At 71.2% G+C, this 21,521-nt stretch carries 22 protein-coding genes and 1 pseudogene; 14 read left to right on the top strand and 9 right to left on the bottom strand.

Annotated features, from left to right (window positions below; genetic code table 11):
- Positions 1–20: 20 nt before the first annotated feature.
- Complete coding sequence (locus FHS38_RS26155; RefSeq protein ID WP_184737466.1) at positions 21–629, bottom strand: HD domain-containing protein; 609 nt, start codon at positions 627–629, stop codon at positions 21–23.
- Positions 630–1,458: 829 nt separating this feature from the next.
- Between FHS38_RS26155 and FHS38_RS36185 the strand changes: the two are divergent.
- Positions 1,459–1,818, top strand: a pseudogene (locus FHS38_RS36185) (nucleoside hydrolase); the annotation flags it as partial.
- Positions 1,819–1,873: 55 nt separating this feature from the next.
- The gene (locus FHS38_RS36180; protein WP_229822872.1) at positions 1,874–2,089 is read left to right on the top strand and encodes a hypothetical protein; all 216 of its coding nucleotides are present in this window, start codon (positions 1,874–1,876) and stop codon (positions 2,087–2,089) included.
- Positions 2,090–2,175: 86 nt separating this feature from the next.
- Here the strand turns inward: FHS38_RS36180 and FHS38_RS26145 are convergent, their stop codons facing one another.
- From FHS38_RS26145 to FHS38_RS26135, 3 genes are all read right to left on the bottom strand, one after another.
- On the bottom strand, positions 2,176–2,664 hold the full coding sequence (locus FHS38_RS26145) for a GNAT family N-acetyltransferase (protein ID WP_184737464.1): 489 nt from the start codon (positions 2,662–2,664) through the stop codon (positions 2,176–2,178).
- 33 nt (positions 2,665–2,697) lie between these two features.
- A complete protein-coding gene (locus FHS38_RS26140) occupies positions 2,698–3,726 on the bottom strand; it encodes a methyltransferase (RefSeq protein ID WP_184737463.1) in 1,029 nt (342 codons plus the stop codon).
- 162 nt (positions 3,727–3,888) lie between these two features.
- Positions 3,889–4,755, bottom strand: a complete 867-nt coding sequence (locus FHS38_RS26135; RefSeq protein WP_184737462.1) for a LysR family transcriptional regulator — start codon at positions 4,753–4,755, stop codon at positions 3,889–3,891.
- A gap of 576 nt (positions 4,756–5,331) precedes the next feature.
- Between FHS38_RS26135 and FHS38_RS26130 the strand changes: the two genes are divergently transcribed.
- Genes FHS38_RS26130 through FHS38_RS26090 form a run of 9 tightly spaced genes read left to right on the top strand, consistent with a single transcriptional unit; the run spans position 5,332 to position 13,318 of the window.
- Positions 5,332–6,114: an alpha/beta fold hydrolase gene (locus FHS38_RS26130; RefSeq protein WP_184737461.1), complete on the top strand. Its 783-nt coding sequence runs from the start codon at positions 5,332–5,334 to the stop codon at positions 6,112–6,114.
- A complete protein-coding gene (locus tag FHS38_RS26125; protein ID WP_184737460.1) occupies positions 6,111–7,691 on the top strand; it encodes an amino acid adenylation domain-containing protein in 1,581 nt (526 codons plus the stop codon). Before FHS38_RS26130 ends, FHS38_RS26125 begins: the two co-directional genes overlap by 4 nt.
- The gene (locus FHS38_RS26120; protein WP_184737459.1) at positions 7,688–8,008 is read left to right on the top strand and encodes an acyl carrier protein; all 321 of its coding nucleotides are present in this window, start codon (positions 7,688–7,690) and stop codon (positions 8,006–8,008) included. Before FHS38_RS26125 ends, FHS38_RS26120 begins: the two co-directional genes overlap by 4 nt.
- Positions 8,005–9,165 (top strand): acyl-CoA dehydrogenase family protein, encoded by a 1,161-nt coding sequence (locus FHS38_RS26115; protein ID WP_229822863.1) that lies wholly within the window; start codon positions 8,005–8,007, stop codon positions 9,163–9,165. The genes FHS38_RS26120 and FHS38_RS26115 overlap by 4 nt, the downstream gene beginning before the upstream one ends.
- A gap of 14 nt (positions 9,166–9,179) precedes the next feature.
- Positions 9,180–10,367 carry an acyl-CoA dehydrogenase family protein gene (locus tag FHS38_RS26110; protein WP_229822862.1) on the top strand — a complete coding sequence of 396 codons (1,188 nt, stop codon included), beginning with the start codon at positions 9,180–9,182 and terminating at the stop codon, positions 10,365–10,367.
- On the top strand, positions 10,364–10,894 hold the full coding sequence (locus FHS38_RS26105) for a flavin reductase family protein (RefSeq protein ID WP_184737458.1): 531 nt from the start codon (positions 10,364–10,366) through the stop codon (positions 10,892–10,894). The genes FHS38_RS26110 and FHS38_RS26105 overlap by 4 nt, the downstream gene beginning before the upstream one ends.
- A gap of 51 nt (positions 10,895–10,945) precedes the next feature.
- A complete protein-coding gene (gene panD / locus FHS38_RS26100) occupies positions 10,946–11,362 on the top strand; it encodes an aspartate 1-decarboxylase (protein WP_184737457.1) in 417 nt (138 codons plus the stop codon).
- A 37-nt stretch (positions 11,363–11,399) separates the two neighbouring features.
- Positions 11,400–12,212 (top strand): phytanoyl-CoA dioxygenase family protein, encoded by an 813-nt coding sequence (locus FHS38_RS26095; RefSeq protein ID WP_184737456.1) that lies wholly within the window; start codon positions 11,400–11,402, stop codon positions 12,210–12,212.
- Complete coding sequence (locus tag FHS38_RS26090) at positions 12,209–13,318, top strand: zinc-binding dehydrogenase (protein ID WP_221495361.1); 1,110 nt, start codon at positions 12,209–12,211, stop codon at positions 13,316–13,318. The genes FHS38_RS26095 and FHS38_RS26090 overlap by 4 nt, the downstream gene beginning before the upstream one ends.
- A gap of 44 nt (positions 13,319–13,362) precedes the next feature.
- Here the strand turns inward: FHS38_RS26090 and FHS38_RS26085 are convergent, their stop codons facing one another.
- Positions 13,363–14,208, bottom strand: a complete 846-nt coding sequence (locus FHS38_RS26085; protein ID WP_184737455.1) for a helix-turn-helix transcriptional regulator — start codon at positions 14,206–14,208, stop codon at positions 13,363–13,365.
- Between the two features lie 147 nt (positions 14,209–14,355).
- Here FHS38_RS26085 and FHS38_RS26080 point away from each other — a divergent pair, with 147 nt between their 5' ends.
- The 3 genes from FHS38_RS26080 to FHS38_RS26070 all read left to right on the top strand — a co-directional run bounded on the left by FHS38_RS26080 (position 14,356) and on the right by FHS38_RS26070 (position 18,639).
- Positions 14,356–15,534: an MFS transporter gene (locus FHS38_RS26080; RefSeq protein ID WP_229822861.1), complete on the top strand. Its 1,179-nt coding sequence runs from the start codon at positions 14,356–14,358 to the stop codon at positions 15,532–15,534.
- An 814-nt stretch (positions 15,535–16,348) separates the two neighbouring features.
- Positions 16,349–17,836 (top strand): amino acid permease, encoded by a 1,488-nt coding sequence (locus FHS38_RS26075; protein ID WP_184737454.1) that lies wholly within the window; start codon positions 16,349–16,351, stop codon positions 17,834–17,836.
- A gap of 509 nt (positions 17,837–18,345) precedes the next feature.
- Positions 18,346–18,639, top strand: coding sequence for a hypothetical protein (locus tag FHS38_RS26070; RefSeq protein ID WP_184737453.1), 294 nt, complete (start codon positions 18,346–18,348; stop codon positions 18,637–18,639).
- A gap of 68 nt (positions 18,640–18,707) precedes the next feature.
- Here FHS38_RS26070 and FHS38_RS26065 read toward each other — a convergent pair whose 3' ends face one another.
- From FHS38_RS26065 to FHS38_RS26050, 4 genes are all read right to left on the bottom strand, one after another.
- Entirely contained in the window at positions 18,708–19,508 is an 801-nt protein-coding gene (locus tag FHS38_RS26065; protein ID WP_184737451.1) for a maleylpyruvate isomerase family mycothiol-dependent enzyme, read from the bottom strand.
- 104 nt (positions 19,509–19,612) lie between these two features.
- Positions 19,613–19,927, bottom strand: coding sequence for a peptidase inhibitor family I36 protein (locus FHS38_RS26060; protein ID WP_229822860.1), 315 nt, complete (start codon positions 19,925–19,927; stop codon positions 19,613–19,615).
- Between the two features lie 127 nt (positions 19,928–20,054).
- The gene (locus FHS38_RS26055; protein ID WP_184737449.1) at positions 20,055–20,912 is read right to left on the bottom strand and encodes an alpha/beta fold hydrolase; all 858 of its coding nucleotides are present in this window, start codon (positions 20,910–20,912) and stop codon (positions 20,055–20,057) included.
- Positions 20,913–20,988: 76 nt separating this feature from the next.
- The gene (locus tag FHS38_RS26050; RefSeq protein ID WP_184737448.1) at positions 20,989–21,438 is read right to left on the bottom strand and encodes a hypothetical protein; all 450 of its coding nucleotides are present in this window, start codon (positions 21,436–21,438) and stop codon (positions 20,989–20,991) included.
- Positions 21,439–21,521: the final 83 nt, after the last annotated feature.

Here is a 21,521-nt window from a genome sequence, read left to right as displayed (position 1 = left end):
GGCGGCCACCGCCCGGGGCTTCACGACGCGGGCAGCAGGCCCTGGCGCACGGCGGCGTCCCGGACCTCCTCGTACAGCGCCGTGAGTGTCTCGCTCACCCGTACGCGCGGGAGTTGGAGGCCGTCCAGCGCCGCGGTGTCCGCGCCGACGTCCTGCCAGCCCTGTCCGGTGAGATAACGCATCAGCGCGGGGTTGAGGCGGTCCACGCCGCGCACGAGGCGGGCCTCCGGTGTGACGCCCTCCTCGTACTCGTGCCACAGGGCGAGGAACTCGGGCCCCAAGTCGCCCGGGAGGGGCGTGAAGCGGCGCCGGGCGACCTCCTCCTCGATCCTGGCCTTGTCGCGGGTGTGCTCGGCGCTGTGCTGGGTGGTCCACGCCGAAGGGTCACCCGCTTCGATTTCCACGAGGTCATGCATCAGGCACATCTTGAGCATCCGCTCCAGATCCAGCGCATGTCCACATTCGCGCTCGAAATCCCGATGTAAGACCCAGGTCACCATCGCCAGGTGCCAGGAGTGTTCCGCGACGCTCTCCTTCCGGTCGGCGGTGGCGTTGTTGTGGCGTTCGACTTCACGTAGCCGAGCGCTGAATGCGATGAAGTCGAACGCTTCTCGGAGACCGTCCTGCATGCCGTGTGCCTCAATCTTTGACAAACCGTTGACGCGGCCACTGCCGCAACCGTGCCGGACTTTAGCACCGACACCCCGAGGGGCAGTTCTCGGCCAGCCAATTCCCCTTGCCCGCCGCCCGGTTGAGCCATTCGGACGCTCGGCGTCCGTCTGGAAACGATCGTTGACAGACACCTGACCGGGTTTATGGATTCCGACGGCATCTACTTGGTGATCATAGGGAGGATGCTCTCGCGGCAAAGTACTACGGCGAGTCCGAACTCGACGGAATACTGACCGGTTTCCGATCCCGTGGCCCCGCTACTCTCGCCGAATGCCTCGCGCCCGGCCCGCTCTGGCAGCCGGTATTCCAGTGCACCGTCATGGCGAACACGTCCGACGGCCCCAGCGTATTAACGGGAACACGCCGGGCGGACACCAACCCCACCCACCCAAATGTGATCAGCACGCCGACCAGCATGCTGCCACTCGAATTCGCGCGATGTTACTTCGACAGCATCGCGGAGTCGGCGATCGACCTGACTCCTCTTCACCTCACCGAGCTGAAGGCGGACGACCTGCGGACCGTGGCCCACTTCCCCGAGTCGGGGCAGCGGAACGTGATCCCCGATCCGTCTTCGGCTCTTTCGTTTCTGGTGGGTGATCTGCTCGCCCGCAAGCTCGGCTGCGAGGCCGCCATGGAGGCCGCCTCCCGCGAAAAGCCGCTGGGCACCTGCCGGTTCTCGATGGTCGGGGCCGGCGAACGCCGCCACCGCGGGCGAGGAGGCCCCCCGCTTCCGCGTCGGCCCCGGCGACGAGATCGTGGTGACCGTCGGCGGCGGAGCAGCTCGTGCGGATCGCGCGCGCCCACCCCGGGGAGTGCCCGGTGCTCGCCACCGGGCCGCTCACCGACCTGGCGCTCGCCCTGCGGCTGGAGCCCGAGCTGCCCCGCCTGGTGAGCCGGGTCGTGGTGATGGGTGGCGCCGTCGTCGAGCCGGGCAATGTGACGCCCCCGGGTGAGGCGAACATCGTCCACGACCCGGAGGCGGCCGATCTGGTCCTGTCCGCCGACTGGCCGGTCACCCTGGTGACGGTGGACGCGACCATGCGCACCTGGCTGGAGCCGTCGGACCTGGCCCGGCTCGAGGCCGTGACCTCCCCGGCGGGTGTGTTCGTACGGGACGCGCTGCGGCACTACGTGCGCTTCTACGGCGAGCACGACGACCGTCGGGGCTTTCCGCTGCACGACCCGACCGCGGCCCGTCGTGCTCGTCGACCCGACCGCGGCGACGGAGGTCCTGACCCGGCCGGTACGGGTCGAGCTGCGCGGGGAGCACACCCGCGGGACGACGGTGGTCGACCGTCGGGACAACCGGGGCCCCGGGCGGCCCGAGGACACCGCGGTCCGGCTGGTCCTCGGTGTCGACCGCGACCGGGTGGTGCGGGAGGTCCTGGACGGCGTGCTGGCGGTGGTCTCCTGAGGTGATCCCGCCGACGCGGCGGGCTCACCCCACGGGGTGCGCGGATCCGGCGGGGTCCGCGCGCGTTCGTCCGTGGGACGCCGACGTCACGCGATCGGGAAGACGAGCTCCGGTCGGTCCCACATCACCGCGGGCGGGTTCGCGGCCCGGGTGCCGACCCACCGCGCCCCCACACTGCGGTAGAAGCCTTCGGCCGGCGGATGCGAGACCACCCGGACGTCGGCGAGACCGGCGTCGCGCGCTTCGCCCCGCATGTGCTCGACGAGCAGCCGGCCGATGCCCAGCCCCTGCGCGGCGTCGGCGACGAACATCAGGTCCAGTTCCGGCGGGTCGAGCACGAGGGCGTAGAAGCCGAGCAGCCGGTCGTCGGCGTCGACGGCCAGGAAGACCCGGTGGGTCTCGATGTAGTCGGGGCCCACCCGATAACCGGCGACCATGGGGGCGTACCGGCCGTCGTAGGCCTTGGAAGCGCGTATGAGCCGGGTGAGGCGCTTCGCGTCCCGTGCGGTGGCCCGCTTGACCTGCACGGCTGTGCCACGGGCCCCGCGAGCCCCATCTGTAATGCGTGAAGTCATTTGGAGAGTATTACTCACCTCACGCGCACGGCCTCACACGGCAGTGGCCTCCACAATCGACATCGCCGACGGCGTGGGCAGGACACGGGTCAGTTCGAGTCCGGCCTGGGCCAGCAGCCGGCGGAATTCCTGCTCGCCGCGCTCCCTGCCGCCCAGTGACGTCATCATCAGCACGTCGAGCGTCTTGCCCAGGTCCGGGGCGTTGTCCCGCACGATGACCGCGTCGATGGCGAGGAGGCGGCTGCCGTCCTTCATGGCCGCGCGGCAGGCGCGCAGGATGCGCAGGCAGTCCTCGTCGCTCCAGTCGTGGAGGATCCGCTTGAGGAGATAGACGTCGGCGCCGTCCGGTACGGACGCGAAGAAGTCCCCGGGCCTGACCTCCCAGCGCCCCGCGAGCGCGGGGTCCTCGAGGTGGTGGTGGCGCAGGACCGCTTCCTGGTCGTACAGGACGCCGGTGAGGCCCGGATTGCGCAGGAGCGTCCGGCGCAGCAGACCGCCCCTGCCGCCGCCGATGTCGACGACCGTGCCGGTCGCGGGGAAGGTGTAGGCGCCGGCGACGAGGTCGTCCTCGCTGCCGGAGAGGCCGGCCATGCCGGTGTCGAAGGCTTCGCCGGCGCTGGGTACGCGTGCGAGGTGGTCGAAGAAGGGGGCGCCGAAGATCTCGTCGAAGACGGTGTGGCCCGCGCGGACGGTGTCTTCGAGCCGCCCGGCGGGCTTCCAGAAGGTCTCGTCCGTGAGCATGATGACCCCGTCCCGCATCGACGTCGGCGCGTCGGAGCGCAGGAGTTCCGCTGCGGGCGTGAGGTGGAAGGATCCGTCCTTGTCTTCGCGGAACACCTCACGGGTGGCGAGGAGGCGCAGCGCCCGCTGGAGGTGCGGGGCACTGACGCCGGTGAGGGCGGCGAGCTCCTCGGGGGTGCGCGGGCCGTCGGCGAGGTGGTCGGCGATGCCGATGCGCGCCGCCACCCGGAGCGCCGCGGAGTGCAGGTAACCCAGGGCGTGTTCGCTGAGCCGGAGCGTGAGGGATTCCTTGTCACCGGGGGCCGGTTGGGTGGCGTCCACGGGGCTGCCTCCTGAATTCCTGTGCCATATGGGGAAGATGGGATGCAGCCCCCACCATGGACCGGAAAAAGCCGGGCCGCCAGGGCGCGTCGTGCGCCACCACGACGGACGCCCCCCGCATGCCGGGCAGCGGCGGGGGCCCTCGTTCGGCCGTCCGGCGGTTCACCCGGTCGCTTCGGTGAGCAGCTCGGCGGCCGCCCGCCAGGCGTCGTCGGCGAGCCGGGCGGCCTGCGGATGCGCGCCGTGGGAGGCGAAGGCCAGATGCGTGCGGACGGTGGGGGCACCGGTGAGCGGGACGAACTGCACGGCGGGGTGGGTGAAGCGCCGGGCCGCCGAGACCGGGGCGGTGCCCACCCCGTGGCCGGCCGCCACCTTCTCCAGCCATTCGTCGTAGTTGCGGCATTCGGCGCCGACCTCCGGGCGCCCGCCCTCGGGCCACATGTGGGGGTAGGTGGTGCCGCTGACCGTGTTGACCACCAGGGGCCAGTGGGCCAGTTCCGCCCAGCTCAGTCCGGCACGGTCGGCCAGCGGCCCGGGGCGGGGTACGGCGGCGACGCGCGGCTCCTCGAAGAGGAACACTCCACGCACCCCCGGCGGCAGGCTCTCGCCGCGCAACAGCCCGAGGTCGACCACGCCGGTGTCCAGCCCGGCCAGCGGGGTGTCGCAGCGTACGAACTCGACCTCGACGCCCGTCTCGCTCTCGAAGCGCGCGGCCACGGCGGACAACCCGTCGGGCAGCCCCCAGCTGAACCCCAGGCGCAACGTCTCCCCCTCGCGGATGTCGGCGAGTGTGGTGTCGAGTTGCTGCAGGAGCGGGACGAGCGCGTCCCGTAACTCGCGTCCCTTCGCGGTGAGGTCGGTCCGGCGGGTGTTGCGGTCGAAGAGGCGGACGCCCAGGAGGTCCTCCAGCGTCCGGATGTTTCGCGTCAGTGTGGGCTGCGCGAGGTGCAGCCGTCTGCTGGCTGCCGTGAAACCGCCTTCCTCTGCGACGACCAAGAAGTTGCGGAGATGACGTAGTTCAACACCCATACGGCCAGAGCATAGGCGATACGGCAAACGTATTTCTCTGATCGATGCGGTCTGCCTAGTCTTATCGATGCACCGGGCGGACGGATTCCTGCACGAAGCGCGTCGCTGACGCATCGTCACCCGTGCCGTCAGGTGTGCGTAAAGAAAGTTGACGGGGGTTGACAGTGCGGATTTTCCCTTGCCTTACCCATAGGCAATCAATGCGGCAGCCAAGAGTCATTAAAGAAATAACCAACCGGGTCGCCCCCGGGCCGTCCGGACCTCGACCGAGACGGCTCCGAGCAGCGAAGTAGCAGACGGGGCGCGTGGATCCGGCGCGTCCGCCCTCGGCGCCCAACCCGCTTGACCCTATGCCGGAAATCACGTCAAAGATGTCCGACATGTCATGAGGCGGGCCCATGACGCCTTTACCGGAAGTAATCCTCCGATTCCTGCCACAGGCATGTGGTTTCCTGATGCATCCACCTGCTACGGCTGCCCGTATCTCCTTTTGCGCATCCCCTCCCGCATGCGTGCGCACCGTTGTTCCGAAGACCGGGCGCACGGGACGAACAGACCACTGAGAAGGGTATTGATGTGCCGGTAGTCGACACACAAAACGGCCCCGTCGAGCATGTATTCCTCGACGGCGACCCGGAATTGCCGCCCCTGGTCTTCCTGCACGGCGGGCTCGGCTGCGTGGCGTCGTGGGGGCGGTTCCCCGCCCGTCTCGCCGCGGCCACCGGCCGTCGCGCGCTGGTGTACTCCCGGCACGGCAACGGCGGTTCCGGGCCGGCCCGCGGGCCGCGGACTCCGCGCTATATGCACGAGCACGCCCACGAGGTCCTGCCCGAGCTGCTGGACCTGCTCGGGGTGCGCAGCCCGGTTCTCGTCGGGCACAGCGACGGCGGTTCCATGGCGCTGCTGTACGCCTCCGTGCGGCCCGTCGAGGCGGTCGTCGCCATGGGGCCGCACATGTACTTCGAGGACCAGAACCGGCTGGGCATCGAGGCGGCCCGGGCCTCCTACGAGGCCGGTCCGCTGGCCAGGAAGCTGGGGTTGGTGCACGACGACCCGCGCTCGGTCTTCGAGAGCTGGAGCGGGGTGTGGCTCTCCCCCGAGTTCCGCGACTGGACCATCGAGGACGACCTCGACGTGACCGCGCCCGTCCTCATGATCCAGGGCGACCGGGACGAGTACGGCACCCTCGACCAGCTCGACGCCGTCGAGCGCTCGGTCTCCGGCGTGGTGCGGCGGCTGGTGCCCGAGGGATGCGACCACTACCCCCATCTCGTCTGCCCCGACCTCGTCGCCGACACCACCCGTTCCTTCCTCGTCGAGTACGGACTCGGCGCCCGACCCGTGGAGACGCTCTCGTGACGACCGTGACCGACACCCCACGGCTGGACTCCCTCCTGGCCCGGTCCGCGACGGCGCACCCCGACCGCCCCGCGCTCGTCGCGGGCAGCGAGAGCTGGACGTACGCCGAACTGGAGCGTGCTGTCGGCGAGTTGGCCCATGAGCTCGCCGCCGTCGGCGCGGGGCCGGGCGTACGGATCGGGGTGTACGCCGCCAAGGGCCCGGCGACGGTGATCGCCCTCTACGCCGCGCTGCGCGCGGGCGCCGTCGTCGCCCCGCTCGACGTCGCCGATCCGCCGGCCCGTACCGCGCGGATGGCCCGCAACGCCGGTCTTTCCCTGCTGCTCACCACGGACCGGTCCCTCACCACGTGCCGACGGGCCGTCGAGGAGGCGGGCGAGAGCAGCGGCACACCCGCCGAGGGGCCGCTGGCGCACGGGCTGAACTGGCTGCGGGTCGCCGCCCCGGCGGCCCCCGCACCACTGCCCCCGCCCACGGACCAGGGCGGCTACATCCTCTTCACCTCCGGCAGCACCGGCTGGCCCAAGGGCGTTCTGCTCTCGCACACCAACGTCGCGCACTACGCGCTCTGGGCCGCCCGGGAGTTCGGCCTCACCGAGACCGACCGCATCGGCTCACAGGCCGCGCTCACCTTCGACCTCACCACCTTCGACCTCTTCAGCGCGGCGGCGGTGGGCGCCTGCACCGTGCTCATGCCGGACCTGCTGCGCGCCTTCCCGCGCGACGTCGTCGGCTGGCTCCACGAACAGCGCGTCACCGCCTTCGTCGCGGTGCCCTCGCTCTACCACGGCATGCTCCAGCAGGGCGGCTTCGCCGAAGCCGTACCGCCGTCGCTGCGGGTGGCCGCCTTCGGTGGCGAACCCTTCGCCCCGCACCTGCTGGAGCGCTACCTGGAACTCCTGGGCGACGTGCCCTTCTACAACCTCTACGGGCCCACCGAGACCAACGCGTGCACCTACTTCCGCATGCCGCCCGACTGGACCGCGGACCAGGAGCTGACCATCGGCCGGGGCATCGGCGGCGTCGACATCGAGGTGCTCGACGACGAGGGCCGGCCCACCGACGGCGAAGGCGAGATCCACATCGCCGGACCCACCGTCTTCCAGGGATATCTGCAGGGCGGCGCGCTTCGGGACCCCACGGTCACCGCGACCTTCCGCGACGGCACCACCCGGCGCGCGTACGCCAGCGGCGACATCGGCCGGATCACCGCGGACGGCCGTGTCTTCCTGCGCGGCCGTCGCGACTCCCAGGTCAAGCGGCGCGGCCACCGCATCGATCTGCTCGACGTCGAGAGCGCCGTGCTCGACCTGCCGCAGGTCGCCACCGCCGCCGTCGTCGCCAAGGACGCCCCGCACACCGGTGAGATCTGGGCGTACGCCCAGACCGCCGCGACCGAGCGGGACGTACTGGCGGAGCTGCGCGCGGTGCTGCCCAAGCGGATGCTGCCCGACCGGGTGATCCCCGTCGCGGCCCTGCCCACCCTCACCAGCGGCAAGGTCGACCGCCGCGCCCTCAGCGGCGATGCCGCCGCACCGACCGTCACACCCGCCACCACCGAGGAGAGCCTGATATGACCACCGCGAACCCCGCCGTGTCGCCCGTAACGCCCGTGTCCCGGGACATGAACAGCGTCGAAGACCTCTGCGTCCTCATCAGCAGCAAGATCACCTGGGGCCGGGGCGAGACGCCCGCGCGGCTCGCCCCCGACACCCCGCTCCTCGAACAGGGCCTGCTGGACTCGCTGGCCATCATGGAGATCGTCGCGGCGCTGGACAAGGAGGCCGGGATCGCGCTGCCCGACACCGAGATCGTGGCGGCCAACTTCCGCACCCCCCAGGCCCTCTGGTCCGCGGTCGAGGTCCACCGGGCCGCCGGCGGAGCGGGCGCGTGAGTGCCCCCGCCGACCTGCTGCTGCGCACCGGACCGAAGGCGGCCGAGGAGGTCGTCGACACCTACCGCGAACTGGCCGGGCCGGTCGTGGAGAAGGTGCGCGACGCGGACTTCCGTACGCAATGGCAGGCGATGGCCGACCTCGGTGTGCTGCGCCTGGCGGCGGCCGACGACACCGGTCCCGGACCGGTCACCCGCTCCCTGGCCATGATCGAGGGCATCGGGCTGGCCGGCGCGGACCCGGGCATCTGCTACGCGCTGGCCTCCCAGGTGTTCGGCATGCAGTTCCCGCTGCGTGCCGCTCTCGCCGAGGACGCGTGGCGGGCGATCGCAGAGGTGCAGGACGGTGGCACGCTCCTGTGCCACGCGCTGACCGAGCGCTCGGGCGGCAGCGACCCGTTCTCGATGCGGACGCGTGCCCGGCGCGAGGGCGATGTCTTCGTCCTCGACGGCGCCAAGACGTTCATCACGGCCGCGCCGGTCGCCGACCGGGCCATCGTCTTCGCCCGCACCGGCGAGGGACGCTCGCCGTTCGCCTTGTCGGCCTTCCTCTTCCCGCTCGACATCCCTGGTGTGGTCCGGGCCGAGTCCTTCACCAAGACGGCGCTGCCGAGTGTTCCCATGGGCGAGCTGGTCTTCGAAGGCGCCCGGCTGCCCGCGGGCTCCCTGATCGGGGACGAGGGGTCCGGGCTGGCGGTGATGGCCTCCACCACCGCCTGGGAGCGGGCCGTCATCCTCGGGTACGCCCTCGGCCCCATGCGCCGCACCCTGCGGCGCATCGTCGAATGGGCCGCCGGCCGCGACCACTTCGGGCGCCGGATGGGGGCGAGCCATCAAGTGGCGTCCCGTGTCAGCGAGATGGCACTCGCCCTGCACCGCTCCCGAGTGCAGCTGTACGCGATGGCCGCCCTGCTGGACGCGGGCACCCCCGCCCGGCAGCTGGCGGCGGAGGCGGCACTGACCAAGATCTCCGTCTCCGAGGACTACGTGCGCCTCACCGAACACGCCACCGCGCTGTCGGGCGTACGTGCCTTCATCGCCGACTCCGAACTCCCCGCCGACCTGCACAGCCCGATGGCCGCGCTGACCTACGCGGGCCCCAACGACCTGCTGCGGGTGGGTATCGCCCGTCAATTCGGCCTCCCGGTCGAGAACTGACCCGAAGGACATCGATGACGCTGCCGACACACATGGACGACATCCTCAAGCTCGCCGAGGAGACCGGCGCGGCCCTCGCGCCACTGGCCGCCGGGGTGGACGCCGGACTGACCGACGGCCAGGAGACCTACCGGATCCTGCGCGACGCCGGGCTGCTCGGGCTGCTCCTGCCGCGCGAGGCCGGCGGCGCGGGCCTCGGCTACGGCGGGTACTCCCGCGTACTGGCCGTACTGGGCGCCCACAACGGCGCCGCCGCGCTCGGCTTCAACATGCACAACGTCGTGATGGGGGCGCTCGCGGACGCGGCGGCCACCCCGCTGCCGCCCGCCGCCGACCGGTTCCGGTCCTGGATGAACGACGAGGTGGTGCGCGGCCGCAAGCTGTTCGCGTCCGCCACCTCGGAGACCGGTCGCGGCGCCAAACTCCGCGGGGTGCGGACCAGCTACACCCTGAGCGAGGACCGCGAGACCTACGTCATCACCGGTGAGAAGTCCTTCGTCTCCCTGGCGCGCATCGCCGACTACTACGTCGTGGCGGCGCGCGCCGAGGGCACCGAGGGAAGCAGCGAGGTCTCGCACTTCGTCGTCGCCGCCGACGACCCGGGGATCACCTTCGGCACGGTGCACAGCATGTCCGCGATGAACGGCACCAGCACGGCCACGATGACCCTGGACCACGTGCCCGTGCCGCGCTCCCGGCTCTACCTCGGCGTCGAGGGCATGTCGCTGTTCAAGCTCGTCCGCGAACCGCACTGGATGATCGCCGGGTACACCGGCGCCTATCTCGGCATCGCCGAGGCCGTCTACCGCTGCACCGCCGACTACGTGGCAGCCTCCGACGCGCGCGCCGGATCCCCGGTGCTCCAGCAGGACCTGGGGCGGATGTCCGCCCGGCTGCGGGCCGCCCGGGCGCTGGTGCACGAGGCGGGCGACCTCGTCGACGCCGAACGCGGCAGCATGGAGGCCAACGCCATGGTGCACGCCGCCAAGTACATCGTCGGCGAGGTGGGCCCCGAGCTCGCCCACGACGCCCTGCGGATCTGCGGCTCGGCGGCGGTCAGCCGCTCCCAGCCGCTGGAACGGCTCATCCGCGAGGTGTCGTTCTCCTCCGTCATGCCCGCCAAGCCGCACGAATGCCTGGAGTACCTCGGCAAGGCGGCGGTCGGGGTCAACCTCTACGACGCGCGGGCCTTCGCGTGGTGAGCCCCCTCGCGGGCACCGCCCCCGTGACCCCGGACGCCTTCCGCGCCGTGATGGGCGCCCATCCCGGCGGTGTCTCCGTCGTCACCTCGGCGGACGGGTCCGGGCAGCCCTACGGGTTCGCGTGCACGGCCGTGTGCTCGGTGTCCCTCGATCCCCCGCTGCTGCTGGTGTGCGCGGCGAACACCGGCAGCACCCTGCCCGTCCTCGCCGCACGGGGCGCCTTCGTCGTCAACTTCCTGCACGGGACCGGGCGGCGGGCGGCGGAGGCCTTCGCGAGCCGCACCGCCGGCCGCTTCTCCAAGGTCCCCTGGGAGCCCGCCCCCGCGACGGGGCTGCCGGCCCTGCGCGAGGACTCCCACGCCCTCGCGGAGTGCCGCGTCGAACGGCTCGTACCGGCCGGTGACCACACCATCGTGATCGGTGAGGTGCTGCGGACGGAGACCGCGAACGACACGACGGCCTCCGACGGGAGCACCGCGGCGCCGCTGTTGTACGGCATGCGCCGGTACGTCACCTGGCCCCTCTGAACGGCCTTCGGGCCCTCATCACCACTCCCGACAAGGAAAGTCGAGTTCCCCATGGACCGCACCCTCATGAAGTCGAAGATCCACCGCGCCACCGTCACCCAGGCCGATCTGCACTACGTCGGTTCGCTGACGATCGCGGCCGATCTCATGGCGGCCGCCGATCTGCTGCCGGGCGAGAAGGTGGACATCGTCGACATCGAGAACGGCTCCCGGCTGTCCACGTACGTCATCGAGGGGCCGAGCGGCTCCGGCGTCATCGGCATCAACGGCGCCGCGGCACGGCTGATCAGCCCCGGTGACCGCGTCATCATCATCGCCTACGCCGCCATGAAGGACGAGGAGGCCCGCTCCTTCGTACCCAGTGTCGTCTTCGTCGACGAGCACAACGCCGTCGTCGAACTCGGCGGCGACCCGGCCGCCGTTCCCGCGGACTCCGGGCTCAAGCGCGGCGACCTCGTCGCCGGCTGACCCGCGGCGCGAACCCCCCTACGAACCGAGGAGAACCATGCTTCTGCACCAGCGGCAGGTGGAGCAGTACCACAGGGACGGCTTCCTGGTGATGGAGTCCCTGCTGGACCAGCGGGAAGTGGAGCGGCTGCGCGAGTCGTTCGCGCGTGACTGCGAGGTACCCGGCCCGCACCTGGTCGTCGAGGACGACAGCGCGGAGGTACGCGCGGTCTACGCCTCGCACCACCGGCAGCCGGAGTTCGCCGGGCTCGTTCGCGACGCCCGGGTGCTCGGCCCCGTCCAGCAGCTGCTCACCGACGACGTGTACGTCTACCAGTTCAAAATCAACGCCAAGCCCGCCTTCGGCGGCGAGCGGTGGGCGTGGCACCAGGACTATCTGGCATGGCGGATCGCCGACGGGCTGCCCGCGCCGCGGCAGGTCAACATCGGGGTGTTCCTCGACGACGTCACGGAGTTCAACGGCCCGGTCATCTTCGTACCCGGTTCCCACCGGGGCGGCCTCGTGCGCGAGAGCCGCAAGGCCGACGCCAAGTCGGAGCAGCACCTCGATCCGGACGACATCTCGCTGACGCCCCGGCAGCTCGCCGAGCACGTCGACCGGCACGGCATGACCAGCCCCAAGGGTCCCGCGGGATCCGTGGTCTTCTTCTCGCCCGAGATCGTGCACGGGTCGGCGCCCAACATGTCGCCCTTCGCCCGGCGGCTGCTCATCGCGACCTACAACGACGTCACCAACCTGCCCGAGGCGCCGGGCGGTCAGCGGCCGGAGTACGTGGTGTGCCGCGACACCGAACCGCTGCGCCCCCTGTCCGCGCCGTTCCTCGACACGCTCCGGACGGTGACCGCGTGACCGGCGTGCGGACCGGTCGCGCCGTCGTCCTGGAGGAGTTCGGCCGGCCCCTCTCGCTGCGCGAGTTCGCCATCCCGCCGGCCCCCGACGGCGGCATGATCGTGGCCTGTGGGCACGGCGGGGTCTGCGGTACCGATCTGCATCTGTGCCAGGGACATCTCGCCATCCCCACCCCGCTGGTGCTCGGTCACGAGGGGCTCGGCGTGGTGCGCGAGCTGGGGCCGGGCACCCACCGGGACGCCACCGGCGCGGAACTCGCCGCCGGGGACGCGGTGATGTGGGCCTCCTCCATCGCCTGCGGTGTCTGTCCGCCGTGCCGGCTGCACCGCGAACCGACGCTGTGCGAGAACCGCCGCACGTACGGCGTCAACCGGTCGCTGAACGACGGCCCCGAGCTGGCCGGTTCCTGGGCCGACCACATCGTGCTGCACCCCGGTACGACCGTGGTCAAGGCGGCCGAGGGCGTCGATCCGCTCGCCGCCATGTCCCTGGCCTGCGCGGGCCCCACCGTGGTGCACGCCCTGTGCGAGCGCCGGCCCGTACGGCTCGGTGAGGTCGTGGTGGTCCAGGGCAGCGGGCCCGTCGGACTGGCCGCGGCGGCCTTCGCCCAGCTCGCCGGGGCGGCGAAGGTCATCCTCGTCGGCGGTCCCGCCGAACGGCTGGAGCGCGCGGCCCGGGCGGGCATCGGCGACGTACATCTGGACATCGCCGACGCCGACGAACCCGAACGCGTCCTCGCCGAGGTGCGTGCCGCCACCGGCGGGGCGGGGGCGGACCTCGTCATCGAGTGCGCGGGTGTTCCGGCGGCCGTGGCACAGGGCCTCACCCTGGCCCGCCGGGGCGGGTCCTATCTGGTCATCGGCCAGTACACGGACGCGGGTGACACCCTGATCAACCCGCATCAGATCGTCCATCGCCAGCTCGACGTCATCGGCTCCTGGGCGTTCACCGGAGCCCACCTCGTCGAGTACGTGCGACTGCTGCCGGCGCTCACGGCCCGCTTCGACCTCGCGAGCCTGGTGACGTCGTTCCCGCTGGAGCGGCACGCGGACGCGCTGGCCGCCGTCGCCGACGGGTCGGTGATGAAGGCGGTCCTGACGAGCTGAGCCCGCGACCCGCGACGTGAGAGCCGCCCGGCGACGGGCGGCTCTCACCCGTGCCCGGTGAGCGTGCGGAGCCCGGCCCCGGTGGTCCGGTCGTCGGGCAGGTAGGCCAGGAAGTGATGGCCGGGCTCCTCGACCGCCGCCAGCTTGACGTAGCGCAGCCGCAGATCACCCGCCGTGGGGTGCCGGAAGTGCCGCACCGCGGGCTGGAAGTCGGCGATCGCCCGCTCCGCGTACCAGCGGGCCGCGTCGGGGTCGGCCATGAGTTCGCCCACGATCTCGGCGTACCGCCGGTCGTGGGGGTGCCGGGCGGCGTGCGCGCGGAACTGGCCGAGCAGGCTCCGCGCCTCCGGCTCCCACTGGGCGAGCAATCGCCGGCTCGGCGGCCACCGGAACACCAGCCACAGGAGGTTGCGCTGCTTCGGCGCCAGCCGCGCCGGATCGGTGAGCAGCGCCGCGTAACCGGCGTTCCACGCCAGCAGGTCCCAGTGCGGGTCGATCACCACGGCCGGGTTCGGTGCCATCGCCTCCACCAGCGACAGCAGATTCCTCGACACCCATCCCGGTGAGGGCTCCTCCGTCGCCGTGTCCTCGACGAACGAGAGCACGTGCGCGGTCTCCGCCTCGTCCAGGCGCAGGGCGCGCGCCACCGAGCGCAGGACCTGTTCCGAGGTGCGGACCCTGCCTTGTTCCAGCCAGGCGTACCAGGAGTCGCTGATGCCGGCGAGTTCGGCCACTTCGCCGCGGCGCAGCCCGGGGGTGCGGCGGCGCGGTGATCCCGGCAGGCCCATCTCCGCGGGGGTGAGGCGTTCCCGGCGGGAGCGCAGGAAGGCGCCGAGCTCCTTGCGCGGGGTGTTCCGGTCCGTGCCCTCGCCGTTCCCGTTCCCCGGCATCCCGTCGGCTCCCCCGCCCGTCACGTCACCCGGCCCGCTGCCCGGCAGGCTGTGAGTGATGGTAATCGGCTGAGCGGGGAAGGGAGTCCGGCCGGGTGATGGGCTTGGTGTGTCCGGTTGAAGAGTTGAAGAAAGGACACCGTCCTCGTGACCACGACGACCGCTCCCACCGCCCCGCCGCCGACGGGCCTGCCGCCCGCTTCGTTACGGCTGCTGCGTGCGGCGGGGTTCATCAGCAACTTCGACCGTTTCTGCATCGCCCCGATGCTGGTGGTGATCGGGGCCCGGCTGGGGGTGCCGCTGCCGACCATGGTGCTCGCGGCGAGCGGCTACTACCTCTGCTACGGGCTGATGCAGCCGGTGTGGGGGCTCGCCAGCGACCGGGTGGGCCGGGTCGCCGTGATGCGGTTCTCGCTCGCGGGTGCGGCCCTGGCCGCGTTCGTGTCGGCGGCCGCCACGGACGCCACGATGCTGATCGTGGCCCGCGCCGTGGCCGGTGCCTTCTTCGCCGCGTCCATCGCGGCCTCGCTCACCTACGTGGGCGACACGGTGCCCGCCGAGGTCCGGCAGCGCCCGCTCAGTGAGCTGATGACGGCGTTCGCCCTGGGCACGGCGGTGGCCACCGTGGTGGCGGGGGCGCTGGCGCACTACGTCAGCTGGCGGCTGGTGTTCGCGCTGCCGGGCCTGTTCGCCGCGTACCTCGCGGTGGCCCTGCGGCGGCTGGCCGAGCCCGAGCGGGAGCCCACGCCTTCGCTGGTCGCCCCGATCCGGGTGGTGATGCGCTCGCGCTGGCAGTGGTACGTGATGGCCGTCGCCCTGCTCGAAGGGGCGGTGCTGCTGGGTTTCCTGACCTATCTGGCCCCGGCCCTGGAGTCCCGGGGGGTGCCGACCGCCCTGGCAGGTGCGGTGTCCGCGTTGTACGGGGTGGGGTCCATGGCAGCGGCTCAGCTGGTCAAGCGGCTGGTCGGCCGGTGGAGCCCCGCCATGATCATCCTGGTCGGCGGGGTACAGATGGCCGTGGCCTACGCGATCGCCGCGGTGAGCCTGTCCGTGCCCGCGCTGGTGGTGACGGCGCTGCTCCTGGGGGGCGGCTGGTCGTTCATGCACTCCACGGTCCAGTCCTGGGCGACGGTGCTCGCCCCGACGGCCCGGGCCACCGGTGTGGCGATGTTCGGCGTGGCCCTGTACGTCGGCAGCGCGCTCGCCAGCGGTCTCGCGGCGGGCGCGGCCGACCACCACGCGTACCGCGCCCTGTTTCTGATCGCCGCCGTGCTGACGGTCCCCCTGACCGTCGCCGCCGGCGTCGGGCGCGCCCGCTACCGCTGAGCCGCCGGACGGCGGATACGTCCGAGGTAACCGAAAGCAGCCGCGGCCCTGGTGGGTCGCGGCCTCTTTATCGCGCGTTTTCACCGTGACGAATGCCGCACACATGTCCAAGAAGGCGTGTCTTGCGTCACTGGCACGTGTCCGCGCAGCGCGGTAACCGGCTGGTAGGAAGCCGCTGGCCTGGAGGGTCTTACCGTGAGTAGCCGGTAAAAACAAGTTTTCGTAAACTCTTGACGATTACCTAGCGCGCCTCACACCATTCACCGCATGGACTTGTCAGACAGCCGGCGGAGCACCGGGGCGCGTCAGCGCCACGGAAGCGGTGCTCGGCCACGCCCTGGGGCGCAAGCTCCCCACGGCGGCCCTGTCTGCCACAGGGGAGGCACGACACACCCCGCAGGTGTTCGGCCTCTTCGCCCCTCGGGGCGCCGACGGCGCTTAGCCCATGGCGAGCGTCCTCACCACAAGAACTGATCAAGACATGGGACGAGAAGTCCGAATCCATCCCCCGGGGTGCTCGGCGCCTTCTTCCACGTCCTGATCACCCGGGCCTCGGGCAACCGGCACCCCCAAGATCATCGATGAGATATCGAAGAGCACCGGGACGCCCCGGCCCACCGGTCCATCCCTTCCGAACCCCTCGGGAAGCGGCGTCGCCAGCCGTCTCCCGGGCCCCGGGCCATCGTCGAGGCTGCCGCTCAGCGGTGCCGGGTGGTCGGCCGCTCAGGCCGCCCGTCCCCGCACACGGAGATCACCCCCGACGGCGTCGTACGGCCCGGTCCTGCTCCCCCCTCCAATGAAGGCGAAGACATACATGAGTGACCGCACCCTCACTGCGGCCGGCACCGAGCCCGATGTATCCGCCCCGACGACGACGTCCACACACGTCGACGCCGGAGACGCGGGCTACAGCAAGGACCTCAAGTCCCGCCACGTCAACATGATCGCGATCGGCGGAGCGATCGGCACCGGCCTCTTCCTCGGCGCCGGCGGCCGCCTCGCCAACGCGGGCCCCTCCCTCTTCATCGCGTACGCCGTCTGCGGCGTCTTCGCCTTCTTCGTCGTCCGGGCGCTCGGCGAGCTCGTGCTCTACCGCCCGTCCTCCGGCGCGTTCGTCTCCTACGCCCGTGAGTTCATGGGCGAGAAGGGCGCGTTCACCGCCGGCTGGCTGTACTTCCTCAACTGGGCGACCACCGGCATCGCCGACATCACCGCCGTCGCCACCTACACCCACTACTGGGGAATGTTCAGCGACATCCCGCAGTGGGTGCTCGCGCTGATCGCCCTCGCGATCGTCCTCACCGTGAACCTGATCTCGGTGAAGTACTTCGGCGAGATGGAGTTCTGGTTCGCGATCATCAAGGTCGGCGCGCTGGTCCTCTTCATGTTCATCGGCATCTTCCTGCTGGTCACCCAGCACGACGTCGGCGGCACCACCCCGGGCCTGGCCAACATCACCGACAACGGCGGTGTCTTCCCGACCGGTGTGATGCCCATGCTGATGGTCATCCAGGGTGTCGTCTTCGCCTACGCCTCGGTCGAGCTGTGCGGTGTCGCGGCGGGTGAGACCAAGAACCCCGAGAAGATCATGCCGAAGGCGATCAACTCGATCATGTGGCGTGTCGGTCTCTTCTACGTCGGCTCGGTCATCCTGCTGGCCCTGCTCCTGCCCTACACCGCCTTCACCGGCGACGAGAGCCCCTTCGTCACCGTCCTGGGCAAGATCGGCGTCCCGTACGCGGCCGGCGTGATGAACCTCGTGGTCCTCACCGCGGCGCTCTCCAGCCTCAACTCGGGTCTGTACTCGACCGGCCGGATCCTGCGCTCGATGGCCATGTCGGGCTCCGCTCCGAAGTTCACCGGCCTGATGAACAAGGGCCAGGTCCCCTACGGCGGCATCCTGCTCACCGCGTTCTTCTGTGTCCTCGGCGTCGGCCTCAACTTCGTCGTCCCCGAGAACGCCTTCGAGATCGTGCTGAACTTCGCCGCGATCGGCATCATCGGCACCTGGGGCATGATCATGCTCTGCTCGCTGCTCTTCTGGAAGCGCGCCAAGGAAGGCAAGCTCGCCCGCCCCTCCTACCAGCTGCCCTGGGCCCCGTACACCCAGATCATCACGCTGGTCTTCCTGGCGAGCGTGCTGGGTCTGATGGCGGCCGACGAGGGCGCCAGCCGCACCACCGTGCTGTGCCTGCCGCTCATCGCGGCAGCGCTGGTCGGCGGCTGGTTCGTCGTCCGCGGCAAGGTCGCCCGCGTCAAGCAGGAGACCGAGCTGCAGCAGGCCGGGGCCGAGAAGGCCTAGCCCCGACCGGCCACAGGGGTCCGCGCCCTCGCGCGTAGGCTCCCACGGCCCGTGAAAGCCACGAAGGCGCCCCTCCCCGGCACAGGCCGGGGAGGGGCGCCTTCGCCGTTGTGGCGCCCTCGCCCCTCGCCCCTGGGCCGTGGGTGAGGCCGTCAGGGCTCAGGGCGGCCTCCGCAGGCGCATCGACGAGCAGGCCTTTCCGGCGGAGGGAACGGGACCCGGAGAAGGCGAGGCCGTGATCACGCGGGTGCCCGTGAGCGGTGGCGCCGGGCGCGCGGTAAGCGGTGAGCCCGTCCGTCCCTCACGCCCGCGCCCCGAGCCTCCGGCTCGGTGGCCAACGCGCCGACGAGCCGTCACGGCCGGGGATGCCATGGCCACGGGCCGGGGAGCCAGAGGAGGTGCCGAGGGGCGGGTCGGCCGCGCGGGGCCCGGTTCACGACAGGGCCCGGCGCGGCAGGTCGCACGGCACGCTCCGGATCCACCGAAACCCGCGAGAGACAGGAACCGCCATGGCCATCATCGTCACGTTCAACGCCCCCGGCGCCGCCCAGGACCTCTACGACAAGTGCATCGAGCGCGTCACCGACGGACACGGCTTCACCAGCACGGACGATCTTCCGGTGCCCGGGCTGCTCGCGCACGCCTCCGGACCGGTCGAGGGAGGGTGGCGGGTCACCGACGTCTGGGAGTCCTCCGAGGCGTTCGAGACCTTCGCCACCGTGCTCGGTCCGATCCTGGCCGACCTCGGATACGGCGATCTGCGCCCCGAAGTCACTCCGGCCCACAACGTCGTCATCAGGTGACGCGCGCGCCGGCTCCGTTCCTCGGGCCGGCGCGAACACCGTGGCACTTCGCGCGCCCCGGCTTGCCGTCACATGGGCGGGACGAGGGTGAAGTAGCGGTCGAGCACGGCCTGGTCGCCGTTCACCTCCAGCCGGTCCACGGGGATCCGGTGCCAGAGGAACAACATCAGGTCCGACGCCGTACCCGCCAGCTCGACGTCGCAGGGGCCGGTACCGTCGTCGAGCCGGACGTCGTCGCCGTCGAAGCCCACCGTCCACGCGTGGGCGCCGTCGGTGCGCCGGAACCGGAACCGTTCACCCGAACCGGGCGGGGCCACTCCCGTGGCCCGCCGGGCCGGCACCATGACCTCGAAGGTCTGGCCCACCGCGTCCGCCGCGAGCTCGGACGCGACCGGCCCGGCCGCTCCGATCGCGTTCTCGGCGTCCCAGCGGTGCACGGCCGCCTCGATCGCCTGGACCCGCAGCCAGAAGCCGACGGTCTGCTCCCGCGACCAGGTCCACACCGGCTCCCCCGGACCGCTGCTCCTGAACTGTGCCTCCAGCGCCGAGGCCCCGTCGCCGAACCAGTCGATCATGCTCACCGGAACCGGGCCACGGTCGGGTGAGGTGTGCTCCAGTGCCGTCGGCCAGCCCGGGCGGTCGGCGGGGAGTTCGAGGGTGCTGAGGTCCGTGCCGTCCAGCGGCTCGCGACGCCGTTCCCTGATGACGCGGGCCACGGTCCTGTGCACCGCGCCCAGATGCCCGACCAGCTCGGACACCGACCAGCCGGGGCAGGAGGGGACCAGAGGGGCGACATCGGCTTCGGCCGCCCGGCGGGCCGCTGCCTCGAAGGCCACGACCTCGCGCCGGAAATGAGGGATGTAGTCCATGGGCCCACTCTGCCCTTCACCTGCCCCTGCCGGGGGTGTGCCGACGCGGCCGGCCCCTCCGGGCCCCGCTCCACAGCCGAGCGGGGCCCGGAGGGCGAAGGGTTTCAGCAGCTCATCGCCCAGGTGTGGGAATCGCCGTTGTCGTTGGCCGCTCCGTCGTAACCGACCTCTTGCCCCGGGGCCAGGCAGATCGTCATGTGCCCGCCCTGGTGCGCCCCCGAGTACACCTTCACGTGGTCCTTGATCCCCGGCCCCGAAATGCCGTGGTTCGCCCACGACGAGTCCTCGTCGGCGATGTAGCTCTCCCACCAGCCGTCGTCACCGGACCAGTTGGCGCGCTGCCCGCTGTAATTGGCGTCGGTCCACGCGCCTGTGGTGTCGCGAACCCCCGTACGTCGTGACCGGGGCGCTGCCACCATGAATTCCCGACGGCGGGCCCACCATTTCGGCGTGTCACTCGAAGGGAACCTTTCCCGAAAGGAGGGCCGGATTCGAGGACGGCCGACTCCGGGTGCGACGCCGGGCTCCGCTCGCCGAAGTCCCCTCCTAGGGCCGGCCGTTCCAGAACGCGAGCAGTCCGGCCGCCACTTCCTCGGGACGGTGAACGTTCGGCGAATGACCGGCACCGGGAATCGAGAGCAGCACCGCGGACAGGCGCTCGGCCATGTCCGACAGTCGGGAGGGGTCCCAGGTGGCGTCCGGGGATCCGGAGATGACCATCTTGGGCACGGCGATGCGCGCCAACTCCTCGGTCCGGTCGGGTTCTTCGATCATCTGCACCCCCGCGGCACGCAGTTGGTCGGGAACGTTGTTGAGCCAACGCCGGCGCATGAACTCGGCGGCCTTCGCGGGGACGCCGTCCGCTTCCGACCGGCCGATGAACTCCCAGATGTCTTCCATGCTCACGCTGCCGAGTGCCGTGATCAGCATGCGCAGTCGTTCCCGCTGCTGCTCGGACACGGCGGCGGGGCCGCTGTTCATCACCGTCAGCGAGGCCCAGGGAACAGCCCCCCGCGCAGCCGCGTCGAGGACCGCGGCGCGCGCCACGAGCCCCCCGTAGGAGTGCCCCACCAGGTGTGTGGGGCCTTCGCCCAGGGCTTCGGTGACGGCGATGACGTCCCGGGCCACCTCCGTCTGTCCGTACGGGGCTGCCTCCCTGGGCCCCCCGGTCTCGTGCTGACCGCGCCCGTCCATGGCCACCACACGCAGCCCCGCCGCCGCCAATGGCTCCAGCAACGGGATGAAGTCCTCCTTGCTGCCGGTGAATCCGGGCACCAGCAGGGCGGTGGCCCTCGAGGCGTCTCCGTGCGGAGGCGCCTCGATGACCGCGAAGCTTCCGCGGCTGGTCCGGAGTCTGTGCGCATGCACCGCCACGGGCAGGTCGACCGTCAGGAGCTGACTCATGGCGGGGATGGTACGACAGCACGTGACGACGTCCCGACGCGAACCCATGGCACGTTGCCCGGATGACGGAAAGACGCTACGGGGGCGGAGGCAGGTGGCGGGCGGGGTCCTTCAAATGCCATCCGCCCGCGCTGCCGCCCAGCTTCCAGACCGTCTTCTCCCGGTCACGCTGCCGCTGCCTGCGTGTCTCCCAGCTCAGGGCGCTGCGGCCGTAGATCTCTTGGGACAGTTGGTTGACGTCGTCCTCGATGTGCTGAAGGTGTACCCCGATCCGCTGAATCGCCTGGTTGCTGTCCCGCAGCCAGAGGACGGCGAGCCCCATGATCATCACTGCGAGGTACAGCTTCCAGCTGCCGAGGGCGAATCCACTGCCCGTGGACAGCAGCGCCGAGATCACACCGGCGAAACCCGCGATCTGCTGCCGGGCGTTGACGCGTTGGGTCACCTCGGCCCGCAGTGATTCGTACTCCTTCATGCGCAGCGCGATGATCTCTTCCTTCGGATGACGCGAGCTTCCCTCTGTCACGCTCCCCCTTCCGCTCACCTCCCCCTTGCCCCGCCCGCGACGGGGTCGAAACCGCGGGGGCACCGGGCGAACCGGTCACCACC

The sequence above is a fragment of the Streptomyces netropsis genome (assembly GCF_014203545.1).
Classification (GTDB): domain Bacteria; phylum Actinomycetota; class Actinomycetes; order Streptomycetales; family Streptomycetaceae; genus Streptomyces; species Streptomyces netropsis.
The sequence above is the reverse complement of the archived record's forward strand: the minus strand, read 5'-3'. Positions and strand labels throughout refer to the sequence as shown.

Bases quoted from the DNA above. Each gene is read 5' to 3' on its own strand.
- FHS38_RS26060 (WP_229822860.1), bottom strand. From the start codon at position 19,927: ATGGTGGCAGCGCCCCGGTCACGACGTACGGGGGTTCGCGACACCACA.
- FHS38_RS26075 (WP_184737454.1), top strand. From the start codon at position 16,349: ATGAGTGACCGCACCCTCACTGCGGCCGGCACCGAGCCCGATGTATCC.
- FHS38_RS26110 (WP_229822862.1), top strand. From the start codon at position 9,180: ATGACGCTGCCGACACACATGGACGACATCCTCAAGCTCGCCGAGGAG.
- FHS38_RS26065 (WP_184737451.1), bottom strand. From the start codon at position 19,508: ATGGACTACATCCCTCATTTCCGGCGCGAGGTCGTGGCCTTCGAGGCA.
- FHS38_RS26145 (WP_184737464.1), bottom strand. From the start codon at position 2,664: ATGACTTCACGCATTACAGATGGGGCTCGCGGGGCCCGTGGCACAGCC.
- FHS38_RS26085 (WP_184737455.1), bottom strand. From the start codon at position 14,208: ATGCCGGGGAACGGGAACGGCGAGGGCACGGACCGGAACACCCCGCGC.
- panD (WP_184737457.1), top strand. From the start codon at position 10,946: ATGGACCGCACCCTCATGAAGTCGAAGATCCACCGCGCCACCGTCACC.
- FHS38_RS26135 (WP_184737462.1), bottom strand. From the start codon at position 4,755: ATGGGTGTTGAACTACGTCATCTCCGCAACTTCTTGGTCGTCGCAGAG.
- FHS38_RS26055 (WP_184737449.1), bottom strand. From the start codon at position 20,912: ATGAGTCAGCTCCTGACGGTCGACCTGCCCGTGGCGGTGCATGCGCAC.
- FHS38_RS26070 (WP_184737453.1), top strand. From the start codon at position 18,346: ATGGCCATCATCGTCACGTTCAACGCCCCCGGCGCCGCCCAGGACCTC.
- FHS38_RS26120 (WP_184737459.1), top strand. From the start codon at position 7,688: ATGACCACCGCGAACCCCGCCGTGTCGCCCGTAACGCCCGTGTCCCGG.
- FHS38_RS26095 (WP_184737456.1), top strand. From the start codon at position 11,400: ATGCTTCTGCACCAGCGGCAGGTGGAGCAGTACCACAGGGACGGCTTC.
- FHS38_RS26155 (WP_184737466.1), bottom strand. From the start codon at position 629: ATGCAGGACGGTCTCCGAGAAGCGTTCGACTTCATCGCATTCAGCGCT.